General features: G+C 60.5%; 22 protein-coding genes. 8 read left to right on the top strand and 14 right to left on the bottom strand.

Going from position 1 to position 21,118, the window contains the following annotated elements:
• Positions 1–102: 102 nt before the first annotated feature.
• Entirely contained in the window at positions 103–1,962 is a 1,860-nt protein-coding gene (locus HEQ17_RS15790; protein ID WP_296293626.1) for a DUF294 nucleotidyltransferase-like domain-containing protein, read from the top strand.
• Between the two features lie 13 nt (positions 1,963–1,975).
• On the opposite strand, the gene HEQ17_RS15785 is transcribed toward HEQ17_RS15790, so the two are convergent.
• Both HEQ17_RS15785 and HEQ17_RS15780 read right to left on the bottom strand, forming a co-directional pair.
• Entirely contained in the window at positions 1,976–4,159 is a 2,184-nt protein-coding gene (locus HEQ17_RS15785) for a 3'-5' exonuclease (RefSeq protein WP_296293625.1), read from the bottom strand.
• A complete protein-coding gene (locus tag HEQ17_RS15780) occupies positions 4,156–4,530 on the bottom strand; it encodes a response regulator (RefSeq protein ID WP_296293624.1) in 375 nt (124 codons plus the stop codon). Before HEQ17_RS15780 ends, HEQ17_RS15785 begins: the two co-directional genes overlap by 4 nt.
• 320 nt (positions 4,531–4,850) lie before the next feature.
• Between HEQ17_RS15780 and HEQ17_RS15775 the strand changes: the two genes are divergently transcribed.
• The 5 genes from HEQ17_RS15775 to HEQ17_RS15755 all read left to right on the top strand — a co-directional run bounded on the left by HEQ17_RS15775 (position 4,851) and on the right by HEQ17_RS15755 (position 8,842).
• A complete protein-coding gene (locus HEQ17_RS15775) occupies positions 4,851–5,141 on the top strand; it encodes a DUF4212 domain-containing protein (RefSeq protein WP_296293774.1) in 291 nt (96 codons plus the stop codon).
• 342 nt (positions 5,142–5,483) lie between these two features.
• Positions 5,484–5,780, top strand: a complete 297-nt coding sequence (locus HEQ17_RS15770) for a hypothetical protein (protein WP_296293623.1) — start codon at positions 5,484–5,486, stop codon at positions 5,778–5,780.
• Positions 5,771–6,388, top strand: a complete 618-nt coding sequence (locus HEQ17_RS15765) for a tetratricopeptide repeat protein (protein ID WP_296293622.1) — start codon at positions 5,771–5,773, stop codon at positions 6,386–6,388. Before HEQ17_RS15770 ends, HEQ17_RS15765 begins: the two co-directional genes overlap by 10 nt.
• Positions 6,389–6,467: 79 nt before the next feature.
• Positions 6,468–6,731 carry a DUF4212 domain-containing protein gene (locus HEQ17_RS15760; RefSeq protein ID WP_296293621.1) on the top strand — a complete coding sequence of 88 codons (264 nt, stop codon included), beginning with the start codon at positions 6,468–6,470 and terminating at the stop codon, positions 6,729–6,731.
• On the top strand, positions 6,728–8,842 hold the full coding sequence (locus HEQ17_RS15755) for a sodium:solute symporter family protein (RefSeq protein ID WP_296293620.1): 2,115 nt from the start codon (positions 6,728–6,730) through the stop codon (positions 8,840–8,842). The genes HEQ17_RS15760 and HEQ17_RS15755 overlap by 4 nt, the downstream gene beginning before the upstream one ends.
• A gap of 112 nt (positions 8,843–8,954) precedes the next feature.
• On the opposite strand, the gene HEQ17_RS15750 is transcribed toward HEQ17_RS15755, so the two are convergent.
• Positions 8,955–9,593 carry a 2-hydroxychromene-2-carboxylate isomerase gene (locus HEQ17_RS15750; protein ID WP_296293619.1) on the bottom strand — a complete coding sequence of 213 codons (639 nt, stop codon included), beginning with the start codon at positions 9,591–9,593 and terminating at the stop codon, positions 8,955–8,957.
• 149 nt (positions 9,594–9,742) lie between these two features.
• Between HEQ17_RS15750 and HEQ17_RS15745 the strand changes: the two genes are divergently transcribed.
• Positions 9,743–10,198: a universal stress protein gene (locus HEQ17_RS15745; protein WP_296293618.1), complete on the top strand. Its 456-nt coding sequence runs from the start codon at positions 9,743–9,745 to the stop codon at positions 10,196–10,198.
• Positions 10,199–10,253: 55 nt separating this feature from the next.
• Here the strand turns inward: HEQ17_RS15745 and HEQ17_RS15740 are convergent, their stop codons facing one another.
• The 11 genes from HEQ17_RS15740 to HEQ17_RS15690 form a co-directional block, all read right to left on the bottom strand.
• Positions 10,254–10,493, bottom strand: coding sequence for a DUF1289 domain-containing protein (locus HEQ17_RS15740; protein WP_296293616.1), 240 nt, complete (start codon positions 10,491–10,493; stop codon positions 10,254–10,256).
• Positions 10,490–11,044, bottom strand: a complete 555-nt coding sequence (locus HEQ17_RS15735; protein ID WP_296293615.1) for a YbaK/EbsC family protein — start codon at positions 11,042–11,044, stop codon at positions 10,490–10,492. The genes HEQ17_RS15740 and HEQ17_RS15735 overlap by 4 nt, the downstream gene beginning before the upstream one ends.
• A gap of 3 nt (positions 11,045–11,047) precedes the next feature.
• Positions 11,048–11,956 (bottom strand): hydroxymethylglutaryl-CoA lyase, encoded by a 909-nt coding sequence (locus HEQ17_RS15730; RefSeq protein ID WP_296293614.1) that lies wholly within the window; start codon positions 11,954–11,956, stop codon positions 11,048–11,050.
• A gap of 16 nt (positions 11,957–11,972) precedes the next feature.
• On the bottom strand, positions 11,973–12,893 hold the full coding sequence (locus HEQ17_RS15725) for a glyoxylate/hydroxypyruvate reductase A (protein ID WP_296293613.1): 921 nt from the start codon (positions 12,891–12,893) through the stop codon (positions 11,973–11,975).
• Positions 12,894–13,040: 147 nt separating this feature from the next.
• Positions 13,041–15,050 carry an acetyl/propionyl/methylcrotonyl-CoA carboxylase subunit alpha gene (locus HEQ17_RS15720; RefSeq protein ID WP_296293612.1) on the bottom strand — a complete coding sequence of 670 codons (2,010 nt, stop codon included), beginning with the start codon at positions 15,048–15,050 and terminating at the stop codon, positions 13,041–13,043.
• Position 15,051: 1 nt separating this feature from the next.
• Positions 15,052–16,209 carry a hypothetical protein gene (locus tag HEQ17_RS15715; protein WP_296293611.1) on the bottom strand — a complete coding sequence of 386 codons (1,158 nt, stop codon included), beginning with the start codon at positions 16,207–16,209 and terminating at the stop codon, positions 15,052–15,054.
• 10 nt (positions 16,210–16,219) lie between these two features.
• Positions 16,220–17,005: an enoyl-CoA hydratase/isomerase family protein gene (locus HEQ17_RS15710; protein ID WP_296293610.1), complete on the bottom strand. Its 786-nt coding sequence runs from the start codon at positions 17,003–17,005 to the stop codon at positions 16,220–16,222.
• Positions 17,002–17,535: a DinB family protein gene (locus HEQ17_RS15705; protein ID WP_296293609.1), complete on the bottom strand. Its 534-nt coding sequence runs from the start codon at positions 17,533–17,535 to the stop codon at positions 17,002–17,004. The genes HEQ17_RS15710 and HEQ17_RS15705 overlap by 4 nt, the downstream gene beginning before the upstream one ends.
• Positions 17,523–17,930, bottom strand: a complete 408-nt coding sequence (locus HEQ17_RS15700) for a PIN domain-containing protein (RefSeq protein WP_296293608.1) — start codon at positions 17,928–17,930, stop codon at positions 17,523–17,525. Before HEQ17_RS15700 ends, HEQ17_RS15705 begins: the two co-directional genes overlap by 13 nt.
• Positions 17,927–18,247, bottom strand: a complete 321-nt coding sequence (locus HEQ17_RS15695; protein WP_296293607.1) for a type II toxin-antitoxin system VapB family antitoxin — start codon at positions 18,245–18,247, stop codon at positions 17,927–17,929. Before HEQ17_RS15695 ends, HEQ17_RS15700 begins: the two co-directional genes overlap by 4 nt.
• 44 nt (positions 18,248–18,291) lie before the next feature.
• Positions 18,292–19,899 carry a carboxyl transferase domain-containing protein gene (locus HEQ17_RS15690; protein ID WP_296293606.1) on the bottom strand — a complete coding sequence of 536 codons (1,608 nt, stop codon included), beginning with the start codon at positions 19,897–19,899 and terminating at the stop codon, positions 18,292–18,294.
• A 132-nt stretch (positions 19,900–20,031) separates the two neighbouring features.
• Between HEQ17_RS15690 and HEQ17_RS15685 the strand changes: the two genes are divergently transcribed.
• Positions 20,032–21,084: an AraC family transcriptional regulator gene (locus HEQ17_RS15685; RefSeq protein WP_296293605.1), complete on the top strand. Its 1,053-nt coding sequence runs from the start codon at positions 20,032–20,034 to the stop codon at positions 21,082–21,084.
• The last annotated feature ends 34 nt before the right edge of the window (positions 21,085–21,118 follow it).

Raw genomic sequence — 21,118 nt, 5'->3', positions numbered from 1 at the left:
CCAGGTCATGAACCAGGCTAGCCCCAACACCCCCCAGGCACATCATCTGCCACAATAAAATTGATTCACCGTTGTGAAGGATCGGCTTTGCGAACAACACCCATGCCCCCTGACCTGTTGGGCTTTTTGGCGCAGCACCGCGTCTGGGGTTTGATCAGCGACAGCGCACGACAAGAACTGTTGGCGCACAGCGAAGTGCTGAGCCTGCACGCTGGCGAACAGGTGTGCAGGGCGGGCCAGTGGAGCGCGCACCTCTGGCTGATCGTGCAAGGCGGTGTGAACCTGGACGACCCCGAATTGGCACAAACCCACACCCTGCTCCCCGGCGAGTCCTTGGGCGCGGGCATGACGCCCTGGCCACTACAGCAAAACTGTCACATTCTTTGCACCACCGACACGCGCTTGCTGCAAGTGCCCGAAGCCATGCTGAAACAACTGCTCTCGCTTGAGCCTGCTTTGGCCCCGTTTTTGCCTTTGCCGCTCAACGGCCGAAACGCAGAGACTGCAGCAGACCGCCAGATCGCAACCCCAAGCCACGACACCCAGTTGCTGAGCATGCGCCTGCAGGCCTTGATCAAGCACACACCAGTGACCTTGCCACCCGAGGCCAGCGTGCTGGAAGTGGCGCGCACCATGCGCGAGCGCGGTGTGTCTTCGGTCATGCTGGTCCAGGACGAGCAATTGCTGGGCCTGGTGACTGACCGCGATCTGCGCAACCGGATACTTGCGAACGGGCTGGATCTTTCAACACCAGCGGTCGAAATCGCCACCCTGAACCCCATGACGCTGGACCCACGCAGCCCAGCATGCGAAGCCTTGCTGCTGATGTCCAGGCACAACATCCACCATGTGCCCATCACCCATGGCAAACGCTTGGTGGGCATGGTGACCGCCACCGACCTGACCCAACAACAAAGCACATCGCCGATCTACCTGGCGGGTGACATTCACCGTCAAAACACTCTGGAAGGTCTGGTGAGCATCAGCCGTCGCATCAAACGTCTGCAACAAAACCTGAGCGCCGCGCACACCAGCGCCTACAACACCGGCCATGTCATCACCACCATCACCGACGCGCTGACCAGCCGCCTGATCCACTTGGCCGAAGCCGAACTCGGCCCATCGCCCGTGGACTATGTGTGGGTGGCGGCCGGCTCGCAAGGGCGCTGCGAGCAAACCGCCAAGTCTGACCAGGACAATTGCATGGTGCTCCATGACGCCTACGACCCGGCGCTGCACGGCGACTATTTCAAGGCCCTGGCCCGCCGCGTGTGCGATGGCCTGGCCGCTTGCGGCTACATCCATTGCCCCGGCGAAATGATGGCCATGACCGACCAGTGGCGTCAGCCCCTGCGTGTTTGGAGGCAGTATTTTCATCACTGGATCAAAGTTCCGGATCCCAAGGCCTTGATGCTGGTCACGGTGTTTTTTGACCTGCGGGTCGTATATGGCCAACACGCGCTGCTGCACAGCTTGCGCCAAGAGGTGCTGGCGCACACCGCCAAACAAAGCCTGTTTATCGGGCATGTGGTGAACAATGCTTTAAAACAGCGCCCTCCGCTCAACCTGTTCGGACAGATCGCACTCATCCGCAACGGCGAGCACGCTGGCACTGTGGACCTGAAGCATCAGGCGATTGCCCCCATCGTGGACCTGGGCCGCATTTATGCACTGGCCGCTGGCTTGCACGATGTCAACACCAGCGACCGCATCGAAAAAGCCGCTGGGGCGGTCGATCTGTCCGAGCAAGGCTCACGCGACCTGTGCGACGCCCTCGAGTTCGTCTCCAGCCAACGCATTGCGCACCAGAGCCAGCGCATGCAGCAAGGCTTGGAGCCAGACAACTACCTGCACCTGGCCGAGCTGTCCAACTTCGAGCGCAGCCATCTGCGCGATGCCTTCTCGGTCATCCAGTCCTTGCAGGAAGTCCTGGGCCAGCGCTACCAGTCAGGCCTGCTCTAAAAAACCTGGCACCTCAGTACTCCAGGCGTGCGTGATAGGTTTTTTGTGCCGCTTCGCGGGCTTGCCCCAGGGTGAGGATGCCCATCTCGGCCAACAACGGGATCATGCGCAGAAACACCTCGGCCGTGACCAAGGCATCACCCAAAGCGGTGTGGCGCCCCAACACCGTGATGTTCATGCGCTGGGCAATGGCTTCCAGGCGGTGCGAATCTTGGTGCGGGTGAATCACGGCCGACAAGAGCAAGGTGTCCAGCACCGGCTGGTCAAAGCGCAAGCCAGTGCTGCGCTCCTTGAGCTGCAAGAACTTCATGTCGAAAGCGGCGTTGTGCGCCACCAGCACGGTGTCGCTGGCATAGGCATGGAAGACGGGCAAGACCTGCCCAATGCGCGGCTGGCCTTGCACCATGGCGGGCGTGATGCCATGGATCGGGATGGATGCGGCCGGAATGCTGCGCCCCGGATCGATCAGTTGCTCAAATGCGTCCTGACGCAGCAGCTTGCCGTTGACGATGCGGGTGGCCCCGATCTGGATGATCTCGTCGCCTTGCGAAGGGTTGAGTCCGGTTGTTTCGGTGTCAAACACGGTGTAAATCAGACTTCTCAGCGGACGGTCATCCAGCGCGTGGTGGCCTTCCGACATCTGAAACAGGTCAAAGTCGTAGTACTCGGGTCGACTGTCGTTGGGCAGCAGTTGCGCAGACTCAGTGCCCTCTTGCGCCCTCGCCATCGGCAGCACCATCCGGAAGAATGCCTGATGGCGCGAGCGTTCGCGCTCGAACCAGATCACGCCGCCATGGCGGTCCATCACATCGCGCACGGTTAGCGGATTGCGCTCAGCCACCAAGTGCATCGGGTTCAGCTCCCAGCTCATCACAGTTTCGGTGCTCATGGCCTGGCCTGTCCAAACCAGGTCCAGGTGCACCTTGCCCGCCTCCGGCGAACACCCCAAGCGCAGCTGCACAAAGCGCACCTCGAACTCGTCAAACAAACGGCTGGCCAGGTAGGTCAAGGCCTGCAGCAAAGCAAAGCTGTCCACCTTGAGCCAGACCTGCGGGTCCACCGCATCCAGCACCACATCGCGCCCGCAGTGCGCGGCCATGTGCCGCTGCGCCGCATGCAACAGGTCGACCCCCAACATGTTTTCCAGCGGCCAGCGGGTTTTCAGGGTTTCATGAGAGCGTGCAAGCAGGTCGGTGATGCGCTGGCCCATCGCGCCAACCTCTTCACGCACCACGCATAAAAACTTCGTGCGCATCTCGGGTGCCAGGTCGTCAAGGGCCAGCATCTCTACAGCGGCCTGTACATTGGCCAGCGAGGCACGCGAGCCCTCGGTCAGATCCAGCAGCAGCTGGTCGCGCCGGGTGTCTTCTTCGAAGCTGTGGGTCACGTTGTCCAGCGTCAACACAAAGCCGTGGATGTCGGTCCCACCTTCGGCCACCTCGCTGCCCGAGCGCACCGGAGCCATGTGCACGCGCAGCAACTGGCCCGAGGCGGTGCTGGTCAAAAACTGGGTGGTAGGCTGGCTGGCCCCACGCGCCATGCGCTGGCGAATGTTGTCCAAACTGTGCGCCAGCAAGGCGCGGTCGAGCACCGCATAAATCGAGCGGCCAATGCCCACCCATTCGGCCCCACCCGCCCCCGAAGCATCGGGTACCCCGCAAGCGCCGCCCGGCATGCGTTTGAACTGCAAACGCGCCCGGTGGTTGAACAGCACGATGCGGCCATCGAGGTTGCACACCACCACGCTTTGGTTCAATTCGGACATGAGCGCGGCCAGGCGGTTGCGTTCTTGCTGCAAGCTTTGGTTGGCCTGGGCCACCTGCGCTTGCACATCGCTGCGCCAGCGGTCGCGCTCAGCGGCCAGCGCGTTGATGGCCTGTGTCAGGCGGGCCATGGCGGGTGAATCTTGCGCCGCCTCGATCTGCTGGCTTTGCGTGGCGGCACTGAGCAGCTTGACCTTTTCCATCAGACGGTCAGGTGCCTTGTCCTCCCGCGCATCATGCAAGTGCCAAAACCACACCGCCAGTCCCGACAGCGGCAATACGGCCAGCAACACCACGGGCCAAACTCCTGACAAAGCCTGAACCACCCCAAAGCGCGCCGCCTCGCCCAAGGTCAGCAGCATCAAGCCCAGCGACAGCGCCGCAAACAACAGGGCCACCGCCACACTGATCGCGGCTTTGAGCGCCCAGTTCATGCCACTGCCTGCAGCATCTGGGCCACTTTTTGCGTCAAGCCCTGGGTTGAAAACGGTTGGGTCATGCAGGCATTGGCTCCCAACGTTAGGCCCTTGGCGATGTCGGCCTCGCGGCCTTTGGCAGACAACATCATGATTTGGATGTCATCGCATTCGTGGCAGACACGAACCGCGGCGCAAACTTCATCGCCATTTTTTCGGGGCATCGTCACATCCAGCACGACCCGCGCCGGGTGCAGCTTTGCCAAGGCCTCCATGGCCTCTTGTCCGTCGCAGGCCATGTGCACCTCATACCCTTCACGCCTGGGCAAGGAGTTGAGCGACACCAAGAGGTTCGGATCATCGTCAACGATCAATACTTTGATGGCCATGGCCCCTCCAAAACATCCATAACTGCTTCGAGCCATTCTGATCAGATTCTTCCTTGTTATTCGCATCCAAACCGTGCGCTTGGCGACAAAAAACCGATGAGGCATGTCAGTAGAACCACAAAGTAGAATTTGCCAAGAATGTGGCCTCCATTCCGCTCGACAGCACGGTGATTATCCTACCCAACAGATGGGTCATCGGCATGCAGGTGTAACCTTTTCCACAACAAATGCTTAACTCTTGAAGCCCAAGACAAGTGATCACCATCATCACTGGGCATCTAACACGACTGAACTGGATGGGTCTTTAAATAGCCTTGTGCATGATTGAAATACACACACCCTCCGCTGCACTCAAAAAGCGTCAAGGCCGTTTGCGGTTGACCTTGATGCTGATTTGGTTCTGCGCCAGTTTTGGTCCCAGTTTTTTTGCTCGCGACTTGACCATGGACGTCAACGGTTGGCCACTTTATTTCTGGATGGCGGCACAGGGTTCTGTGTTGGTGTTTGTGGCCATTGTGGTGCTCTACGCATGGCTGATGAACCGGTGGGAAGCGGAAGAAGCAGCCAACATGCCACCGAAAAATAATGGCCTGCATGACAAGGAAAATTGAAGACCCATCCGCGCCATTGGACACCCGAGTCAGCGCATGTCGGACCCGTTTGGTCCTGCGCTCAACATGCAAGACCCACCGTTAAATCAACTTCACAAGACGTTTTTTGCTAAGTGTTTTCCCTTGAATTTAGAGTGCATGAGAGAGATGCAAAAGAACCCAAAGATGTCAGGTGCTTGTCAGAAAAATAATTTTCCCGAATGAGGCAGGTGAATTGATCATTCAAAAAAAGGCAGACTGATGCGCAGATGGTGTTTTGACCATGATTTGCACACTTTGAACTTTTGCAAACTTGCCCATAGAATCAAAAAAATTGATTTGGTCAACCCCAACTGAAATCTTATGCTGTTAGCTGTAGTTATCGCCAAGAGTCTGATTGAACTTTCCTTGATGTTCATCATCGGGCGTTTCTTGCTGGGATTGCTGGCGGGGTCCAACCGTGACAACAATGTTTTTTGGCAATTGCTCGACGTGGCCTCCAGACCTGCGCTTTGGATCACTCGCAAAATCAGCCCCAAATTGATCCTGGACCAACACATCCCTTTGGCCACCAGCAGTTGGCTGCTCATTGCGTGGGTGGTGGTGGTGCAGTTGAAAATCGAGATTTGCCTTGAGTTGGGAGTGGCCGCATGTCAGTGAACGCCCATGTGGCCCCCGCCAAGCTTGACACCTCCCTGCGCAGCAAGTGCCTGTGGTTGCGATTCAAGGCCAAGGTTCTTTTGGTGTTTGGCCTGCGCACGCAAGCCCATGCTGTTTTCCTAGAGATCCTCGACATCAACCCACAGGATGTTTTGTCACTCAACAGCCTCGGTTACAACGAACTGAGCAACCGCCGGTTGGTGCAGGCTCTGGGGTTTTTTGAGCGCGCCTTGATGCTCACACCGAACAACGCCAACGCCCACTTCAACGTCGGCTTTGTCTGCGAAGAATTAGGGCGCAGCCAAGAAGCAGAACACGCTTTCAGGGCCGCCCTCCAAATTGACGAAAAAATGGACCGCGCCTGGTATGGCCTCGGCTTGGTGCTGGTGCGTCAGCGCCGCTTCGAAGAATCTTTGGTGGCCTTCAAGCGCAACACCGAGTTGCAATCCATGAGCCCTTACGCCTGGTACCAAATGGCTCGGGTTCACATGGAATTGCATCAACCCGAAAAAGCCCTGGAGGTGATGCGACACCTCAAGGGGTTCGAGCCCAAGGTGGCCGCCCAATTGGAGCGGGAAACAGGGCTCAGGCTCGACAGCCTGGTTTGAGGCCTTTGTCCGCCCGCGTTGGCGAAAATTTCAAGAGTGACAGTCGGTAGTTTGGTTTTTTAACGAGAAGGAGAAGACAATGCAGCTCACTGCTAGGCACCAGGAATACTGGGGCAAAAACTTAAGAATCACGGGGCTGTTGCTGGCCTTATGGTTCTTTGTCACGTTCGTACTTTTGTACTTTGCGCGTGATTTGACGTTCAACTTTTTTGGCTGGCCGTTCTCGTTTTGGGTTGCAGCCCAAGGCGCATTGATCGTGTACTGCCTGATCATTTGGTACTACGCCCGCTATATGAACAAGCTTGATGAGGAATATGGCGTTGCAGAAGGAGAAGAAGCATGAGCGTTTTCAGCGGCGAAGGCCAAACCCAAAGCCAGTTTCAGAAATCTCTGAACAAGGTTTTCCTTTTCTACGGCGGTGGCTTTGCGGCCTTCGTCATCGTGCTGGCTGTCCTTGAGCAAATGGGCATGCCCAAAGAGTACATCGGTTACGCCTTCTTGGCGGCCACTGTGCTCTTGTACGGCGGCATTGGTGTGATGAGTCGCACCAACGATGCGGCCGAATACTACGTGGCGGGCCGACGCGTGCCAGCCATTTACAACGGCATGGCCACCGGCTCTGACTGGATGTCGGCGGCTTCCTTCATCGGTATGGCCGGTACGCTCTACCTGACCGGTTACGGCGGTTTGGCCTTCATCTTGGGCTGGACAGGCGGTTACTGTTTGGTGGCCTTGTTCTTGGCCCCTTACCTGCGTAAGTTTGGCCAGTTCACCATCCCCGACTTCTTGGGCGCTCGCTACGGCGGCAACATGGCTCGCCTGATTGGCGTGTTTGCGGCCATCTTGGTGTCCTTCGTTTACGTGGTGGCGCAGATCTTCGGCGTGGGCCTGATCACAGCCCGTCTGACAGGCCTGTCCTTCGACGTGGGCGTGTATGTCGGCTTGGCCGGTATCTTGGTTTGCTCGTTCTTGGGCGGTATGCGTGCTGTGACCTGGACCCAGGTGGCGCAATACCTGATCCTGATCGTGGCTTACATGATTCCCGTGGTTTGGTTGTCGGTGAAACACACCAGCAATCCTCTGCCTCAAGTCTCCTATGGCTACTTGCTTGAAAAAGTGACGGCCAAAGAAGAGCAATTGCTGAAAGACCCCAAAGAACTCGAAGTTCGCGGTATCTTCAAAGCACGTGCTGATGCAGCCGCTGAAAAGCTGAAGGATGTGCCAGCAGCCATGGCCGCTGACAAAGAAGCAGCCACCAAAAAGCTGGAAGAGTTGAAAGCAGCCAACGCACCTGAAGCAGACATCCAGGCCGCTGAAAAGGCTTTGGCTGGTTTGCCCAAAGACGAAGCGGCTGCCAAAGCCGCCTACACCGCTGCGCGCGCTGCCAATGCACCCCGTGCAGCACCGCCCCTGCGCCATGCTGAGCCCTTCCCAGGCAAGGACGACGCTGCCCGAGATGTGGCCCGCAAGAACTTCTTGGCGTTGGTCTTCTGTTTGATGATCGGTACGGCTGCCTTACCGCACATCCTGATGCGCTTTTACACCGTGCCTTCGGTGCGTGAAGCGCGTGAGTCGGTGGCTTGGTCGCTGTTCTTCATCTCGCTGCTGTACTTCACAGCGCCTGCTTTGGCGGTGTTGGTCAAGTTCGACATCTACACGCTGCTGGTGGGCACACCGTTTAACGAATTGCCGGGATGGATTGCACGCTGGAACGTGGTCGACCCCACGCTGATGGCAGTCAGTGACATCAACAAAGATGGCATCTTGCAATTGGCAGAGATCCGCTTGGGCGGTGACATCGTGGTCTTGGCCACACCTGAAATCGGTGGCTTGCCCTTCGTGATTTCCGGTCTGGTGGCGGCCGGTGGTTTGGCTGCGGCTTTGTCCACAGCCGATGGCTTGTTGCTGACCATTGCCAACGCCTTGTCGCACGACGTGTACTACAAAGTGATTGACCCTAACGCTTCGGCGAACCGCCGTGTTGCGATCTCCAAAACCATTTTGGTGTTCGTGGCCTTGGCAGCGGCTTATGTCGCATCGCTGCGCATGGCGGACATTTTGTTCCTCGTGTCTGCGGCCTTCTCGTTCGCTGCGGCAGCCTTCTTCCCTGCGTTGACCCTGGGCATCTTCTGGAAGCGTGCCAACAAATGGGGCGCCTCGCTGGGCATGGTGGCTGGTTTGGGCATCTCGTTCTACTACATGGTCAAGACCCATCCCTGGATGTACGGCTTGTTCCATGAGGGTTCGCTGACACCTGAAATCCTCAAAGCCAACACCTGGTGGGACATTGCCCCCATCTCGGCCGGTATCTTCGGCGTGCCAGTTGGCTTCGCAGTGATCATCATCGTGTCGCTGCTGACCAAGGCACCGGACCAAGAAGTGCAGGAAATGGTCGAAAACGTCCGCTTCCCCAGCTTTGACGGCACCACCTCACAAGGTACTGCTGCTCACTAAAAGGTCGATGTTGGCAAGACCTGTCTTGCCAACCTGAACCCTTCCAATAAAAAACCCCGATCGCATTCAGCGATCGGGGTTTTTTTATGGCGCTTGTGCGCGGCCCGTCAGGTCATGAACGCCGAACACCCACCCCACACAAGGCGGGCGCCTGCCAATCGGGCCCCTCAAACCAAGGGTCACCCTGCAGATAGGCGCTCAGCATGGGCAAAGCGTCTTGCCCCCAAAATACTTTGTCGTCCACCCGGAAGCTGGGCACGCCAAACACCCCATGCGCCAGCGCTTCGTGGGTGTTCACCTGCAGGGCTTGCTTGACATCGGCATCCGAGGGGTCTCTGGCAGGCTTCAGTTGCGCCGTCAATTGCGCCAAGCGCTGCGGATCAGCGGCCTCCAGGCCCGAGCACCACACATGGCGAAAAATCTGCTCGCACACATAGCGGTTGGGCTGACCGTCTGCATCGCACGCGGTGGCCAAGCGCAACAAATCCAAAGGGTTGAACGGATGGGTGGCAGGCAGTTGCATGGGCGTGCCTTGTTGCCGTGCTTGCCAGAGCACTTGCCGGTAAGTCCAGTCGCGCTTGGCCGGGATTTCGGCGGGGCCGAGCTGACCGTTGTGCTTGAGCATGGCCGCAAACAGCACCGGCTTGTGCACCACCCGGTGGCTGATGCCTTGCAGTGCCCTGGGCAAGGCATCAAAGCCCAACCAGGCATAGGGCGAAATGAAGTCAAGATAAAACTCAATGGTTTTCATGGCGTGTCTCCGGGTCTTGGGGCGTGTCAGGCCAAGTCTATAGGGTCAACACCAGCTTGCGCTTTTGGACCACTCCAGCACATGATTTTGTCATTTCAACCCTTGCCGGTTGTTGCATTCCACCATCCCATCACCATGAGGAGGCAAGCATGTACAAACACATCATCCTGGCTTATGACGGCTCCATGACCGGGCAAAGGGCCTTGCTCGAACTCAAGGAATTGGCCCATTGGGGTCAACCCCACCTGACTTTGGTGGCGGTGGCCCCCAACCCGCTGGATGTGGGGTCGATGGAGATGGGCTACTACACCTCGACCAACAACGGGCCAATGGAAGAAAACTTGAAAGAACAACTGGCTCAAGGCGTGCAAACCCTGCAAGCCATGGGTTACGCGGTGCAAGGCGAGGTGCTCAAGGGCGAGGTGATCCGCGAACTGTCGGGTTTTGCCGAACGCGTGGGGGCAGACCTGATCGTGGTCGGTCACAAGCATGAGCCCAACCTGCTGCGCCGTTGGTGGAGCGGCTCCACCGCCAAATCGTTGGTGGAAGAATCACCCTGCAATGTCTTGATTGTGGTGGACCGAAGCCAGGCAGAGGGACCCTGAGGGCGGCCCAAGCGCCCATTTGTTGGGCGAATGAACCCCTGCAGGCTGCTCGCGTTCAGGTCGTCCCGCTCACGCCCGTCAGGCGCTGCTGTATGCGCTGCCAGACCTGGCGCTTGGCCTCATCCGACATGCGGCTCCAAACACCGATTTCTTCAAGGGTGCGCCAACACCCTGCACACACCGCAGTCTGCGGGTCCATGACGCACACCGACAAACACGGTGAAGGCACATGGGGCTGGGCATGGGCCAGCACCTGCTCAGCGCGCTGCGCCAACTGCTTGATGCGCGCATTCATAGGGCCTCCTGGGGTTTGGGTGCTTGCGCAGAACTTGACTGCGCCGTGTCATGGCTGCTGCCCTGGACCACATCGGCAGGACTGGCCTGGGTCAAATCGGGCAAGTCCTGGGGTCGCAAGCGAAACACGCCGTGGGGATGCCCGGCAGCGGCCCAGACTTCCTGGAAGCGCCACAGGTCTTGGTCGAGCAAGGTCACCGGGGAATTCAGGTGCGCCACGGGGGACACACCACCAATCGTGAAGCCCGTGCGGGCCTTGACGAAATCGGCATCGGCACGGCCGATCTTGCCCACCAGGGCGGCGACTTTTTTCTCGTCCACGCGCCGGTCGCCCGAGGTGACCACCAGCACAGCCACGCCGTCTTCCTTGCGACGGAAGATCACGCTCTTGGCGATCTGTCCCAACTGCACGCCCAGGCTTTCGGCAGCTTCTTGTGCCGTGCGGGCCGCGCCACCCAGCATGACCGGGGCATGCGGATGCCCGGCGTCTTGCAGCGCGCGCGAGACACGCTGCACGCCTTCGGGCAGGGCATGGAGTTCGGCACCGCACATCGTTCAGCCTGCCCGCTTGTTGAGGATGGCCTTGGCCACGTTCGAGTTGGGTTTGCGGTCCAAAAAGTCGCTGATGAACGCGCCGGCATCCACCAGCTTGTCCAGGTCAATGCCGGTGGCAATGCCCATGCCGTGCAGCATGTACACCACGTCTTCAGTGGCCACGTTGCCCGTGGCGCCCTTGGCATACGGGCAGCCGCCCAGGCCCGCCACCGAGGACTGAAAATTCCAGACCCCCATTTGCAAAGCCGCCAAGGTGTTGGCCAGTGCCTGACCGTAGGTGTCGTGAAAGTGGCCGCAGATGTGGTCGATGTCGAAATGCTGCAGCGTGGCCTCGACGGCTTTTTGCACCTTGAGCGGCGTGCCGGTGCCAATGGTGTCGGCCACGTCCACGCGCTGCACGCCGATCTGCTTCATCAATCCCGCCAAGTGGGCCACACTGGCTGGCGACACTTCGCCTTCGTAGGGGCAGCCCACGGTGCAGCTCATGGCCCCACGCACCGCAATGCCCGCCGCTAACGCCACTTGCACCACGGGCGCAAAGCGCTCCATGCTTTCTTCGATCGAGCAGTTGATGTTCTTCTGGCTGAAGGCCTGGCTGGCCGCACCAAAGACCACAATCTCGTCGGGGCGCGACGCCACCGCCGCTTGGTAACCCACCATGTTGGGCGTGAGCACCGAATAACGCACACCCGCTTGACGCTGGATGCCCGCCATCACAACCGCGTTGTCGGCCATTTGCGGCACCCACTTCGGGGACACAAAACTGGTGACCTCGATCTCAGTCAGGCCTGCGGCCTGAAGGCGGTGCACCAGTTCGATTTTGACCTCTGCAGGCACGGTTTGCTTTTCGTTTTGCAAGCCGTCGCGGGGGCCGACGTCGATGAGTTGAACGCGTGAAGGAATGTTCATGAGGTTCTCTGGATATTCAATAACCGCGCTGGTGGTCCACCACGCCGTTGATCGGCTCGCCGCGCTGCAGTGCCTGCATTTTGCCCACGATTTGCGCGATGCTCTCTTCGCGCAAAGTGCGGGCCGAGGTGTGGGGCGTGACGGTGATTTTCGGGTGTTGCCAAAACACATGGTCGGCGGGCAGCGGCTCGGTGCGGAACACATCGAGCGCAGCCCCAGCCAGGTGGCCGTTGTCGATCAGGGCCAAGAGGTCTTCGTCCACCAGGTGTTTGCCACGGGCCACATTGATCACATAGCCGCCCTTTTGCAACTGCGACAGGGTGGTGTGGTTCAGGATATTTTCAGTTTCGGGCGTGAGCGGCATCAGGTTGACCAGCACGCGCGTGGCGGCCAAAAACTCGGGCAAGGCCTGCGCCCCGCTGAAGCAGCGGATACCGGCTAAGTCTTTGGGGCTGCGGCTGTAACCGTTGACGGAGAAGTCAAATACCTGCAGCGCTTTGGCCACACGCTCGCCCAACACACCCAAGCCCATCACGCCGACCGCAAAATCGGCGCGGCTGCGGGGTTTGCGGTACGACCATTTGCCCGCTTGGGTGTCGGCGTCGTAGCCGTCGAACTCGCGGAAGTGCCGGATCACCGCATGGCACACGAACTCGGCCATTTGCACCGACATGCCCGCATCGTCCAGACGCACCACTTTCAGGCTGGGCGGCAGTTTCAATTGCAGCAAAGCGTCCACGCCCGCGCCAATGTTGAACAAGGTCTGCAAACCCGGCTGCTCGTCGATGAATTGCTGGAGCGGGGCCCAGACGATGGCGTGATCGGCCTGCGGTGACCCAGGCGTCCAGGCGGAGACCGTCGCGCCAGGGAAAGCAAGTTGCAAGCCCTGCACCCAGGGCGTCGGGTCGAGCTTGTCAAAGCAGATGGTGATGTTCATGGTAGGAATTGTCTCAGCGGCGAGATATCCGGGCTGTCGCGCGGGTTGTCGTCTTGTAGGTCGGTGGCTTTAGCCCCGACGTGAGACCTCCGCCAAACCGGTCATGTCGGAGCTGAAGCTCCGACCTACAGCTCCGTGCTGCAAAACTCACGCAGCCAGTTTGAGCAGCTCTGCCCCATCGGCGACTTGGTCGCCCGGGGCGTAGAGCAACTCAGCCACGGTGCCATCTTTGGGCGCGCTGATGGTGTGCTCCATCTTCATGGCTTCCATCACGGCCAGGGCCTGGCCCGCTTTGACCTTGTCACCCGCCTTGACGGCAAAGGAGACGACCTTGCCCGGCATCGGGGCCGTGAGGCGCCCGCCTTCTTGCGCTGCTTCGCCAGCGTGGGCCAGCGGGTCGAGCACGGTGATGCGGGTCGCGCCTTTGGGTGTGAAAATGTGTGCGGTTTCGCCTTGCCAGTCGATCTGACTGAAACAGCGCGCACCGCCCCACTGCACCCACAGGCCTGCGCCATCGGGGGCAAAGTTCAACGTGCCCGACACAGGCTCTTCACCTTCCAGCGAGAGGCTCAGCGCACCGTCGTGCAAATAACTCAGGCGGGCCGATCGGGGTTGGTCTTGCCAGACGAATTCAAAACGGCGCTGCGCCACCCCGTGCGACTGCCAGCCATCGCGGCGGCTGAACGGGTCTTGCCCCTGCAAGGCCTTGTCGGCCTGCAGGCTGTGGGCCACCACGGCGGCCACAGCGGCAGGCAAACCCACCTTGTCTTGCTTGAACAAAACGGCGGCTTCACGCTGGATGAGCGCGGTGTCGAGCTTGGCCGTGGCAAACGCATCGCTGCGCACCACGTACCGCAAGAACTGCACATTGGTGTTCAGGCCCACGATGTGGGTTTGCGCCAGCGCCGTGTCCAAACGCGCCAGTGTTTGCGCGCGGGTGTCGCCGTGCACGATGAGCTTGGCCACCATCGAGTCGTAAAACGGGCTGATGGTGTCGCCTTCCCGCACGCCGTCGTCGACACGGATGGTGCCCCGCTCAAAACTGCTGGCTTGTGGCTTGCGGTACACCTGCAGCGTGCCGGTAGCGGGCAAGAAGTTGTTGTCGGGGTTTTCGGCGCAGATGCGCGCCTCGATCGCATGACCCTGGATGCGCAGCTGGTCTTGCTGCAAGGGCAGCGGCTCGCCACTGGCCACACGCAATTGCCACTCGACCAAATCAAGACCGGTGATGGCCTCGGTGACGGGGTGCTCCACCTGCAAACGGGTGTTCATTTCCATGAAGAAAAAGCGCATGGATTCAGGTTGGTCGTACGCCGTTTGCTCGACAATGAATTCCACCGTGCCCGCGCCCACATAGTTCACTGCTTTGGCCGCAGCCACGGCCGCTGCGCCCATTTGGGCACGCAGGGCTTCGGTCATGCCGGGGGCAGGGGCTTCTTCCAAGACCTTTTGGTGGCGGCGCTGCACCGAGCAGTCGCGCTCAAACAAGTACACGCAGTTGCCGTGGGTGTCGCCAAACACCTGGATCTCGATGTGGCGCGGGCGCTGCACGTACTTTTCGATCAGCACCGCGTCGCTGCCAAAGCTGTTGATGGCTTCGCGTTGGCAACTGGCGAGAGCCGCTGCAAAATCTTCTGACTTTTCGACCACGCGCATGCCCTTGCCACCGCCGCCAGCGCTGGCTTTGATGAGGGCGGGGTAACCGATGCGGTCCGCTTCTGCTTGCAACAAGGCCGGGTCTTGGTCCGCGCCGTGGTAGCCGGGCACCAGCGGCACACCAGCCGATTCCATCAAACGCTTGGATTCGGCCTTGAGGCCCATGGCCAAAATCGCCGAGGCGGGCGGGCCGATGAACACCAAACCCGCGGCGGCGCAGGCCTTGGCAAAGTCTTCGTTCTCGCTCAAAAAGCCATAGCCGGGGTGAACGGCTTCAGCGCCTGTGGCCTTAGCGGCTTCCAGAATCCGCTCCCAGCGCAGATAGCTGTCTTTGGGCGCACTGCCGCCCACATGCACGGCTTCGTCACACGCTTGCACATGCTTGGCCCCTGCGTCGGCGTCTGAATAAACAGCCACGGTCTGGATGCCCATTCGGCGGGCGGTGGCTGCAACACGGCAGGCGATTTCGCCTCGGTTGGCGATCAGTATTTTCTTGAACATGTCAGTTTCTCCAAACCACTTGGTTATCTACGGCGTACAACTTGCAGGTGATGCCACGGCGTGCCTGGCAAAAACCCAATGCGCGACCCACGGCCCAATCGCCGGTGGCAAAGCCAGCGCCACCCGGGCCAATGGCAAAAGCGCGCGGGGAGGGGCTGGCCAGAAAACGGCTGTACAGGTTTTGCCGGGTCTCGGCACTCACCGGCACTTTGTCGATCTCGTCCACTTGTGCGAAACCACTCGGCTCAGGGGCCGGTGGCAACGCGGGCTGGGTGTACCCGGCCTTGGCCAGAAAAGCATCCACCCAGGGGACCCAGCGGTCCATGTCGATGCTGAACCCCGAGTGGCCATCCTGGCCCACGGGCGCGAGTTGGTGGAACTCGGCTTGCCCACCACCGTCAACCCAGGCGCGATGCCAATCACGCGGTGCTTGCGCACCCCAGAACAAATCGTTTTCCCAATACAGCCAAAGCATGGGCACTTGGGCTTGAGCAGCACGGGCCTTCCAGAGCCGTTCGATCTGAGTCGCAGCACAAGAACGACCTGGACGGCCCACCGGATCACCCCCGGTGCCGCCCGCGAAATTGACCGCCCCTTGCAAGCCTGCCGGGTTACGCCAGGCGGTGGCCACGCTGGTCAAGCCGCCGACCGATTGGCCCATGACCCACCACCGCGAAGCGTCAACGAAGGGCAAGCTGCGCGCAAATTCGGCCACCGCAATCACTTGGTCCGATGCGGCAAGGCTCATGGGTTCGATGCGGGGCTGGCTACAACCGCCGTTGGTTTCCGGGTCAAAACCATCGTAGGTCTCGCCATAGCCCACACGGGTGGGCACCATCACCACAAAACCCTTGCCCACAAAATAGCGGGCCTGCTGCTCATACCGAAAGCGAGTGGGCTGTGCCATCTTCTCGCGGCTGGTGGCTCGGCCGTGGTTGAGCACCACCATTGGGAAAGGTCCATCCCCTGCGGGCTTGAACACCGTCACCGGGATTTGGCGCTGTTCACGCCGACCATAAAGGTCCTGCGCCGAAACCGGTATGCGGTGAACCACTTCATGCAGATCTTTGGCGACCGGCAATTCGGCAGGCGTTTGCGCGCACGCCAAAACCGCCCACCAGTAAGCACCGAACCCCAACAGACCACGAAGCCATGTCATGCCAGCACGCTCAAGCCAACAGCCAGTTGGGTTTGCGTTTTTGCAAAAAGGACTGCACGCCCTCCTTGCCTTCTCTGCTGGCACGGATGTCGGCGATGCCCGCCACCGTCTGCGCGACCAGCGCGTCGTTGATTTCGCGTTCGGCCACGTCTTGCACCAGCTTTTTGCAAGCGCGCACGGCGTGAGGGCTTGCGCTCACCAGCGCTTGGGTCAGATCGGCCACTTTGGCGTCCAGCGCGTCGGCGCTCACCACCTCGTGCACCAGTCCGATCCGGTGCGCCTCGGCCGCGCCAAAGTGCTCGGCCGTCAAAAAGTAGCGGTGCGCCGCACGCGCGCCCATGGCGCGGATCACATAGGGGCTGATGGTCGCGGGGATCAGGCCCAGCTTGACTTCGCTCAGGCAGTAGTTCGCCGTGTCCACGCTCACCGCCATGTCACACGCCGCCACCAGGCCCATGCCGCCCGCGTACACATCGCCTTGCACACGGGCGATGGTGGGTTGGGGGCATGCGTAAATGGCCCGCAACATGGCGGCCAGATCGCCCGCGTCGGCCAAGTTTTCTTCGCGGGTGTAGTCGGCCATGCGCCGCATCCAGTTCAGGTCGGCGCCAGCGCAAAAGGCGGGGCCCTCTGCGGCCAACACCACGCAGCGCACGGCCGGGTCTTGGGCCACCGCCAGAAAAGCGGTTTTCAGCTCGGCTATGACGTCGTCGTTGAAGGCGTTGCGCACATCGGGGCGCGACAGCGTGATGGTGTGCACGCCGTTTTGGGTGGAAATTTTCAGGGCGTTGCTCATGCTTTGGGGGCCTGTTCTGCCAAAAGGAAATAAACCATGTCCAGCTCTGGGCAAGGCTGACCCATGGCTGTCAGTGCCGCCGTGATCTGCCCGCGGTGGTGGGTGGCGTGGTTGAAGACATGGGCCAAGGTGGCCGCAAACGGCAAGGACAGGGGGGCGCCTTGGCTGGTCTGGTAGTCCAGTTGACCGTCAAAACGCTCGGCGCTCCAGCTGGCGATGAGTGGCGTCCAGTTGGCCGATCCGCCCTTGAGCGCCTGCGCCAGGCGTTCGCGGTGGGGCTCGATTTCAGCATCGAGGGCCAGCACCGGAGACGCGCCTTTGGCAAAACGCGCATACCAAAGCAAGTGCTCGGCCACCAGCATGTGGTTCAGCGTGCCGTGGATGCTTTTGAAGAACAGGCCCACGTCGCGTTGGTAGTCTTCGGCTGACACGCACGAGACCGCTTCGAGCAAGCGGTGTGTGGCCCCGACGTGGTAACGCGCCAGACCGCTGAAGTGGGTATGCCAAATCGATGTGTTCATTGTGGCCATGTGTCCAGTCCTCCCAAAGTTTTGAGCGATTCAAAATCCGCGTCGCGGTGCAGCAGCGTGTGGCCGTGGGTCATGCAGTAGCTGGCCAGCAGCACGTCGATGGGGCTGTGCACGGTACGGCCAGACTGGCGCAACCGTTGATAAAGCGTGGCCGCCTGCAAGGCGTTGTCGAGGCCACCGATCTCCACCACTTCCAAGTCCAGCAAAAGGTCGCGCACCCGGGCCTGGGCACTGGCCGTGGAGAAGCCTCGCAACACCTCAAAAATAACCAAATCGGCCACACCAATGTCGGGTGGTCCCTCTTGCCCGGAGAGCCAGTGCTTGAGCTGTTGGGTCTGTGGGTTGATCGTGCCTCGAAAGTGATCGATCAGCACGCTGGAGTCCACCAAAATCATGCTGATTTACCTTTAGCTGGCAGTCGGGTGTCAGTTGCTGCTCGGGATTTGCGGCCCTTCACCGCTGGTTTGACCACATAAGCAGCCACAGGTTCTTGCACGGTTTCTGCAAGTTGCCTCTCTTCGCGCGCCTTGGCCCAGGCGTCGTCGGAATCGTCCCAAAACAAAGTGCCACGCGCGGCCAACAACGCCGCATAAGCCTTCTTGCGCTTGAGCAAGCGCAAGCCCTCTTCGACCGCGTCCCTCTTTGTCTTGAAATCACCCGAGGCCATGACATCGGCCATGAGCTTGTCGTCGATCACGATGTTGGTGCGCACTTTGAAACCTCTTGAATGTGTATGAATTTATAAAATGATACACATCACATGCGGAAAAGTCCAAATTTCGTCTCGGGAATCGGTGCATTGAGCGATGCACTCAAGCCCAGCGCCAGCACGCGGCGGGTGTCGGCCGGGTCGATGATGCCGTCGTCCCACAGGCGGGCGGTGGCGTAATAAGGGTGGCCTTGCACCTCGTACTGTTCTTTGATGGGGGCCTTGAACGCGGCCTCTTCGTCGGCGCTCCATTGGCCACCCTTGCCCTCGATGCCGTCACGCTTGACCGTGGCCAAGACGCTCGCCGCCTGCTCGCCGCCCATGACGGAGATGCGGGCGTTGGGCCACATCCACAAGAAACGGGGCGAGTAAGCGCGGCCACACATGCCGTAGTTGCCTGCACCAAAGCTGCCGCCAATGATGATGGTGAACTTGGGCACAGCGGCCGTCGCCACAGCCGTGACCATCTTCGCGCCGTTGCGGGCGATGCCTTCGTTTTCGTATTTGCGGCCCACCATGAAGCCGGTGATGTTTTGCAAAAACACCAGCGGGATCTTGCGCTGGCAGCACAGCTCGATGAAGTGCGCGCCCTTGAGCGCCGACTCGCTGAACAAGATGCCGTTGTTGGCGATGATGCCCACCGGCATGCCTTCGATGCGGGCAAAGCCACAGATCAAGGTGGTGCCAAAGCGCGATTTGAATTCGTCGAACTCCGAGCCGTCGACGATGCGGGCGATGATCTCGCGCACATCAAAAGGCTTGCGCGTGTCGGTGGGGATCACGCCATACAACTCTTGCGCATCCAACAGCGGCGGCACGGGTGCGTGCGTGGCGATGTTGGGGGCCTTTTGGGCGTTCAGATTTTTCACAGCCTGGCGCGCCAAGGCCAGGGCATGCACATCGTTTTGCGCCAAATGGTCGGCCACACCCGACAGTCGCGTGTGCACATCGCCACCGCCCAAGTCTTCGGCACTCACCACCTCACCCGTGGCGGCCTTGACCAGTGGCGGGCCGCCCAAAAAGATGGTGCCCTGGTTTTTGACAATGATGGTTTCGTCACTCATGGCGGGCACGTACGCGCCACCTGCGGTGCACGAGCCCATGACCACGGCGATCTGCGAAATGCCCAACGCGCTCATGTTGGCCTGGTTGAAGAAGATGCGGCCAAAGTGGTCGCGATCCGGAAAGACCTCGTCCTGGTTGGGCAAGTTGGCACCGCCAGAGTCCACCAAATAGATGCAGGGCAAGTGGTTTTGCTGCGCGATCTCTTGCGCGCGCAAATGCTTTTTTACCGTGAGGGGGTAATAGGTGCCGCCCTTCACCGTGGCGTCGTTGCACACGATCATGCAGTCCACCCCGCTCACGCGGCCAATGCCCACGATCACGCCCGAACTGGGCGCATCGTTGTTGTACATGTTGAGGGCAGCCAATGGCGCGACTTCGAGGAAAGGCGTGCCGGGGTCGAGCAGCATCTGCACGCGGTCACGCGGCAGCAGTTTGCCCCGGGCGGTGTGCTTGGCGCGGGGCGCATCACCGCCACCCAAAGCCACGCGCTCCAGGTGGGCGCGCAGGTCGTCCACCAAGCCACGCATGGCGGCGGCATTGGCTTGAAAGTCGGCCGAACGCGGGTTCAGTTGGGAGTGCAAAACAGTCATGTGTCTTCCTTGGCTGTGGCCCCGGGCACACGGCAAACACCGCGCCTGTGGGGCAATGCCTGCCAGCTTAAGACCTGCGCCCGGTTGGAGGGTGTCAAATGGGTTGCAAATCGTGCCACAATTTCAAGGCCCATGAACCCGCACTCGCCTGACCCACCTCGCCCGACCCACACCGGCCGCGCCGAGACACCCATGACTTTCGTCAAAGCGATCGCACAGGCCTATACCCAACGCGGCATGGACCCGCTGCCCGCCCTGACCGAGGCACAAATTGCGCCAGACACCCTGCACCAGCCCGAGGCACGCATCACCGCCCTGCAAATGGAATGGCTGTCGGCCACCGCCATGCGGGCGCTGGACGACGAAGCCCTGGGCTGGTTCAGCCGTCGCCTGCCTTGGGGCAGCTACGGCATGCTGGTGCGCGCCTCACTGACCGCGCCCACCTTGGGTGTGGCCCTGCAGCGCTGGTGCCGCCACCACGGGTTATTGACCGACGACATCCACCTGCAAGTCAGCACCGAGGCGGGCGTGGCGCACCTGCAATTGCACGAACACCGCCCGCTGGGAACATTGCAGGAGTTTGCCGTGGTCTCGGTACTGCGCAATGCACTGGGCGTGGCCTGCTGGCTGACCGACTCGCGCATTCCGCTGGTGCAAACCACTTTGCGCTTTGCCCCGCCACTGCATGAAGAAAGTTACCGTGTGCTGTTTGACGGCCCCACGCAATTCAACGCGCCCACGCACAGCCTGCAGTTCGACGCCGGTTACCTGAGCTTGCCGGTGCGCCGCGACGAAGCGGCTTTGCAGCGCATGCTGCAACGCGCCCTGCTGCTCACGGTGCGCCCTTACCGCCGCGACCGCTTGCTGGTGGAAAAAGTGCGCCAAACCCTGGCCGAACACCCCGAACACAGCCGCAACGCCGACGACCTGGCGGCCTGGCTCAACTTGTCGGCGCGCACCCTGCACCGGCAACTGAAAGAAGAGGGCGCCAGCCTGCAGCAACTCAAAGACGCCGTTCGCCGCGACCTGGCCACCGAGCTGCTGCTGCGCACGCAGCGTCCCATCAAACAGATCGCCGCCGAGGTCGGGTTTCAGAACGAAAAAAGCTTCATGCGGGCCTTCAAGGGGTGGACGGGGGTCACGCCGGAGGGGGTGAGGTCTCATCAGCCATCTCAGCCCAGCTAAACTGGCTTTTACCTGTAGGAAAAACCCTCAAAAT

Source organism: Limnohabitans sp. (assembly GCF_023910625.1).
In the GTDB taxonomy this organism is placed as follows: domain Bacteria; phylum Pseudomonadota; class Gammaproteobacteria; order Burkholderiales; family Burkholderiaceae_C; genus Limnohabitans_A.
Note: the sequence above shows the minus strand (reverse complement) of the source record. Positions and strands in the feature narration are given on the sequence as shown.

Excerpts from the sequence above, each read along its gene's own strand:
- HEQ17_RS15790 (WP_296293626.1), top strand. The coding sequence starts at position 103 with ATGCCCCCTGACCTGTTGGGCTTTTTGGCGCAGCACCGCGTCTGGGGT.
- HEQ17_RS15785 (WP_296293625.1), bottom strand. The coding sequence starts at position 4,159 with ATGAACTGGGCGCTCAAAGCCGCGATCAGTGTGGCGGTGGCCCTGTTG.
- HEQ17_RS15780 (WP_296293624.1), bottom strand. The coding sequence starts at position 4,530 with ATGGCCATCAAAGTATTGATCGTTGACGATGATCCGAACCTCTTGGTG.
- HEQ17_RS15775 (WP_296293774.1), top strand. The coding sequence starts at position 4,851 with ATGATTGAAATACACACACCCTCCGCTGCACTCAAAAAGCGTCAAGGC.
- HEQ17_RS15770 (WP_296293623.1), top strand. The coding sequence starts at position 5,484 with ATGCTGTTAGCTGTAGTTATCGCCAAGAGTCTGATTGAACTTTCCTTG.
- HEQ17_RS15765 (WP_296293622.1), top strand. The coding sequence starts at position 5,771 with ATGTCAGTGAACGCCCATGTGGCCCCCGCCAAGCTTGACACCTCCCTG.
- HEQ17_RS15760 (WP_296293621.1), top strand. The coding sequence starts at position 6,468 with ATGCAGCTCACTGCTAGGCACCAGGAATACTGGGGCAAAAACTTAAGA.
- HEQ17_RS15755 (WP_296293620.1), top strand. The coding sequence starts at position 6,728 with ATGAGCGTTTTCAGCGGCGAAGGCCAAACCCAAAGCCAGTTTCAGAAA.
- HEQ17_RS15750 (WP_296293619.1), bottom strand. The coding sequence starts at position 9,593 with ATGAAAACCATTGAGTTTTATCTTGACTTCATTTCGCCCTATGCCTGG.
- HEQ17_RS15745 (WP_296293618.1), top strand. The coding sequence starts at position 9,743 with ATGTACAAACACATCATCCTGGCTTATGACGGCTCCATGACCGGGCAA.
- HEQ17_RS15740 (WP_296293616.1), bottom strand. The coding sequence starts at position 10,493 with ATGAATGCGCGCATCAAGCAGTTGGCGCAGCGCGCTGAGCAGGTGCTG.
- HEQ17_RS15735 (WP_296293615.1), bottom strand. The coding sequence starts at position 11,044 with ATGTGCGGTGCCGAACTCCATGCCCTGCCCGAAGGCGTGCAGCGTGTC.
- HEQ17_RS15730 (WP_296293614.1), bottom strand. The coding sequence starts at position 11,956 with ATGAACATTCCTTCACGCGTTCAACTCATCGACGTCGGCCCCCGCGAC.
- HEQ17_RS15725 (WP_296293613.1), bottom strand. The coding sequence starts at position 12,893 with ATGAACATCACCATCTGCTTTGACAAGCTCGACCCGACGCCCTGGGTG.
- HEQ17_RS15720 (WP_296293612.1), bottom strand. The coding sequence starts at position 15,050 with ATGTTCAAGAAAATACTGATCGCCAACCGAGGCGAAATCGCCTGCCGT.
- HEQ17_RS15715 (WP_296293611.1), bottom strand. The coding sequence starts at position 16,209 with ATGACATGGCTTCGTGGTCTGTTGGGGTTCGGTGCTTACTGGTGGGCG.
- HEQ17_RS15710 (WP_296293610.1), bottom strand. The coding sequence starts at position 17,005 with ATGAGCAACGCCCTGAAAATTTCCACCCAAAACGGCGTGCACACCATC.
- HEQ17_RS15705 (WP_296293609.1), bottom strand. The coding sequence starts at position 17,535 with ATGGCCACAATGAACACATCGATTTGGCATACCCACTTCAGCGGTCTG.
- HEQ17_RS15700 (WP_296293608.1), bottom strand. The coding sequence starts at position 17,930 with ATGATTTTGGTGGACTCCAGCGTGCTGATCGATCACTTTCGAGGCACG.
- HEQ17_RS15690 (WP_296293606.1), bottom strand. The coding sequence starts at position 19,899 with ATGACTGTTTTGCACTCCCAACTGAACCCGCGTTCGGCCGACTTTCAA.
- HEQ17_RS15685 (WP_296293605.1), top strand. The coding sequence starts at position 20,032 with ATGAACCCGCACTCGCCTGACCCACCTCGCCCGACCCACACCGGCCGC.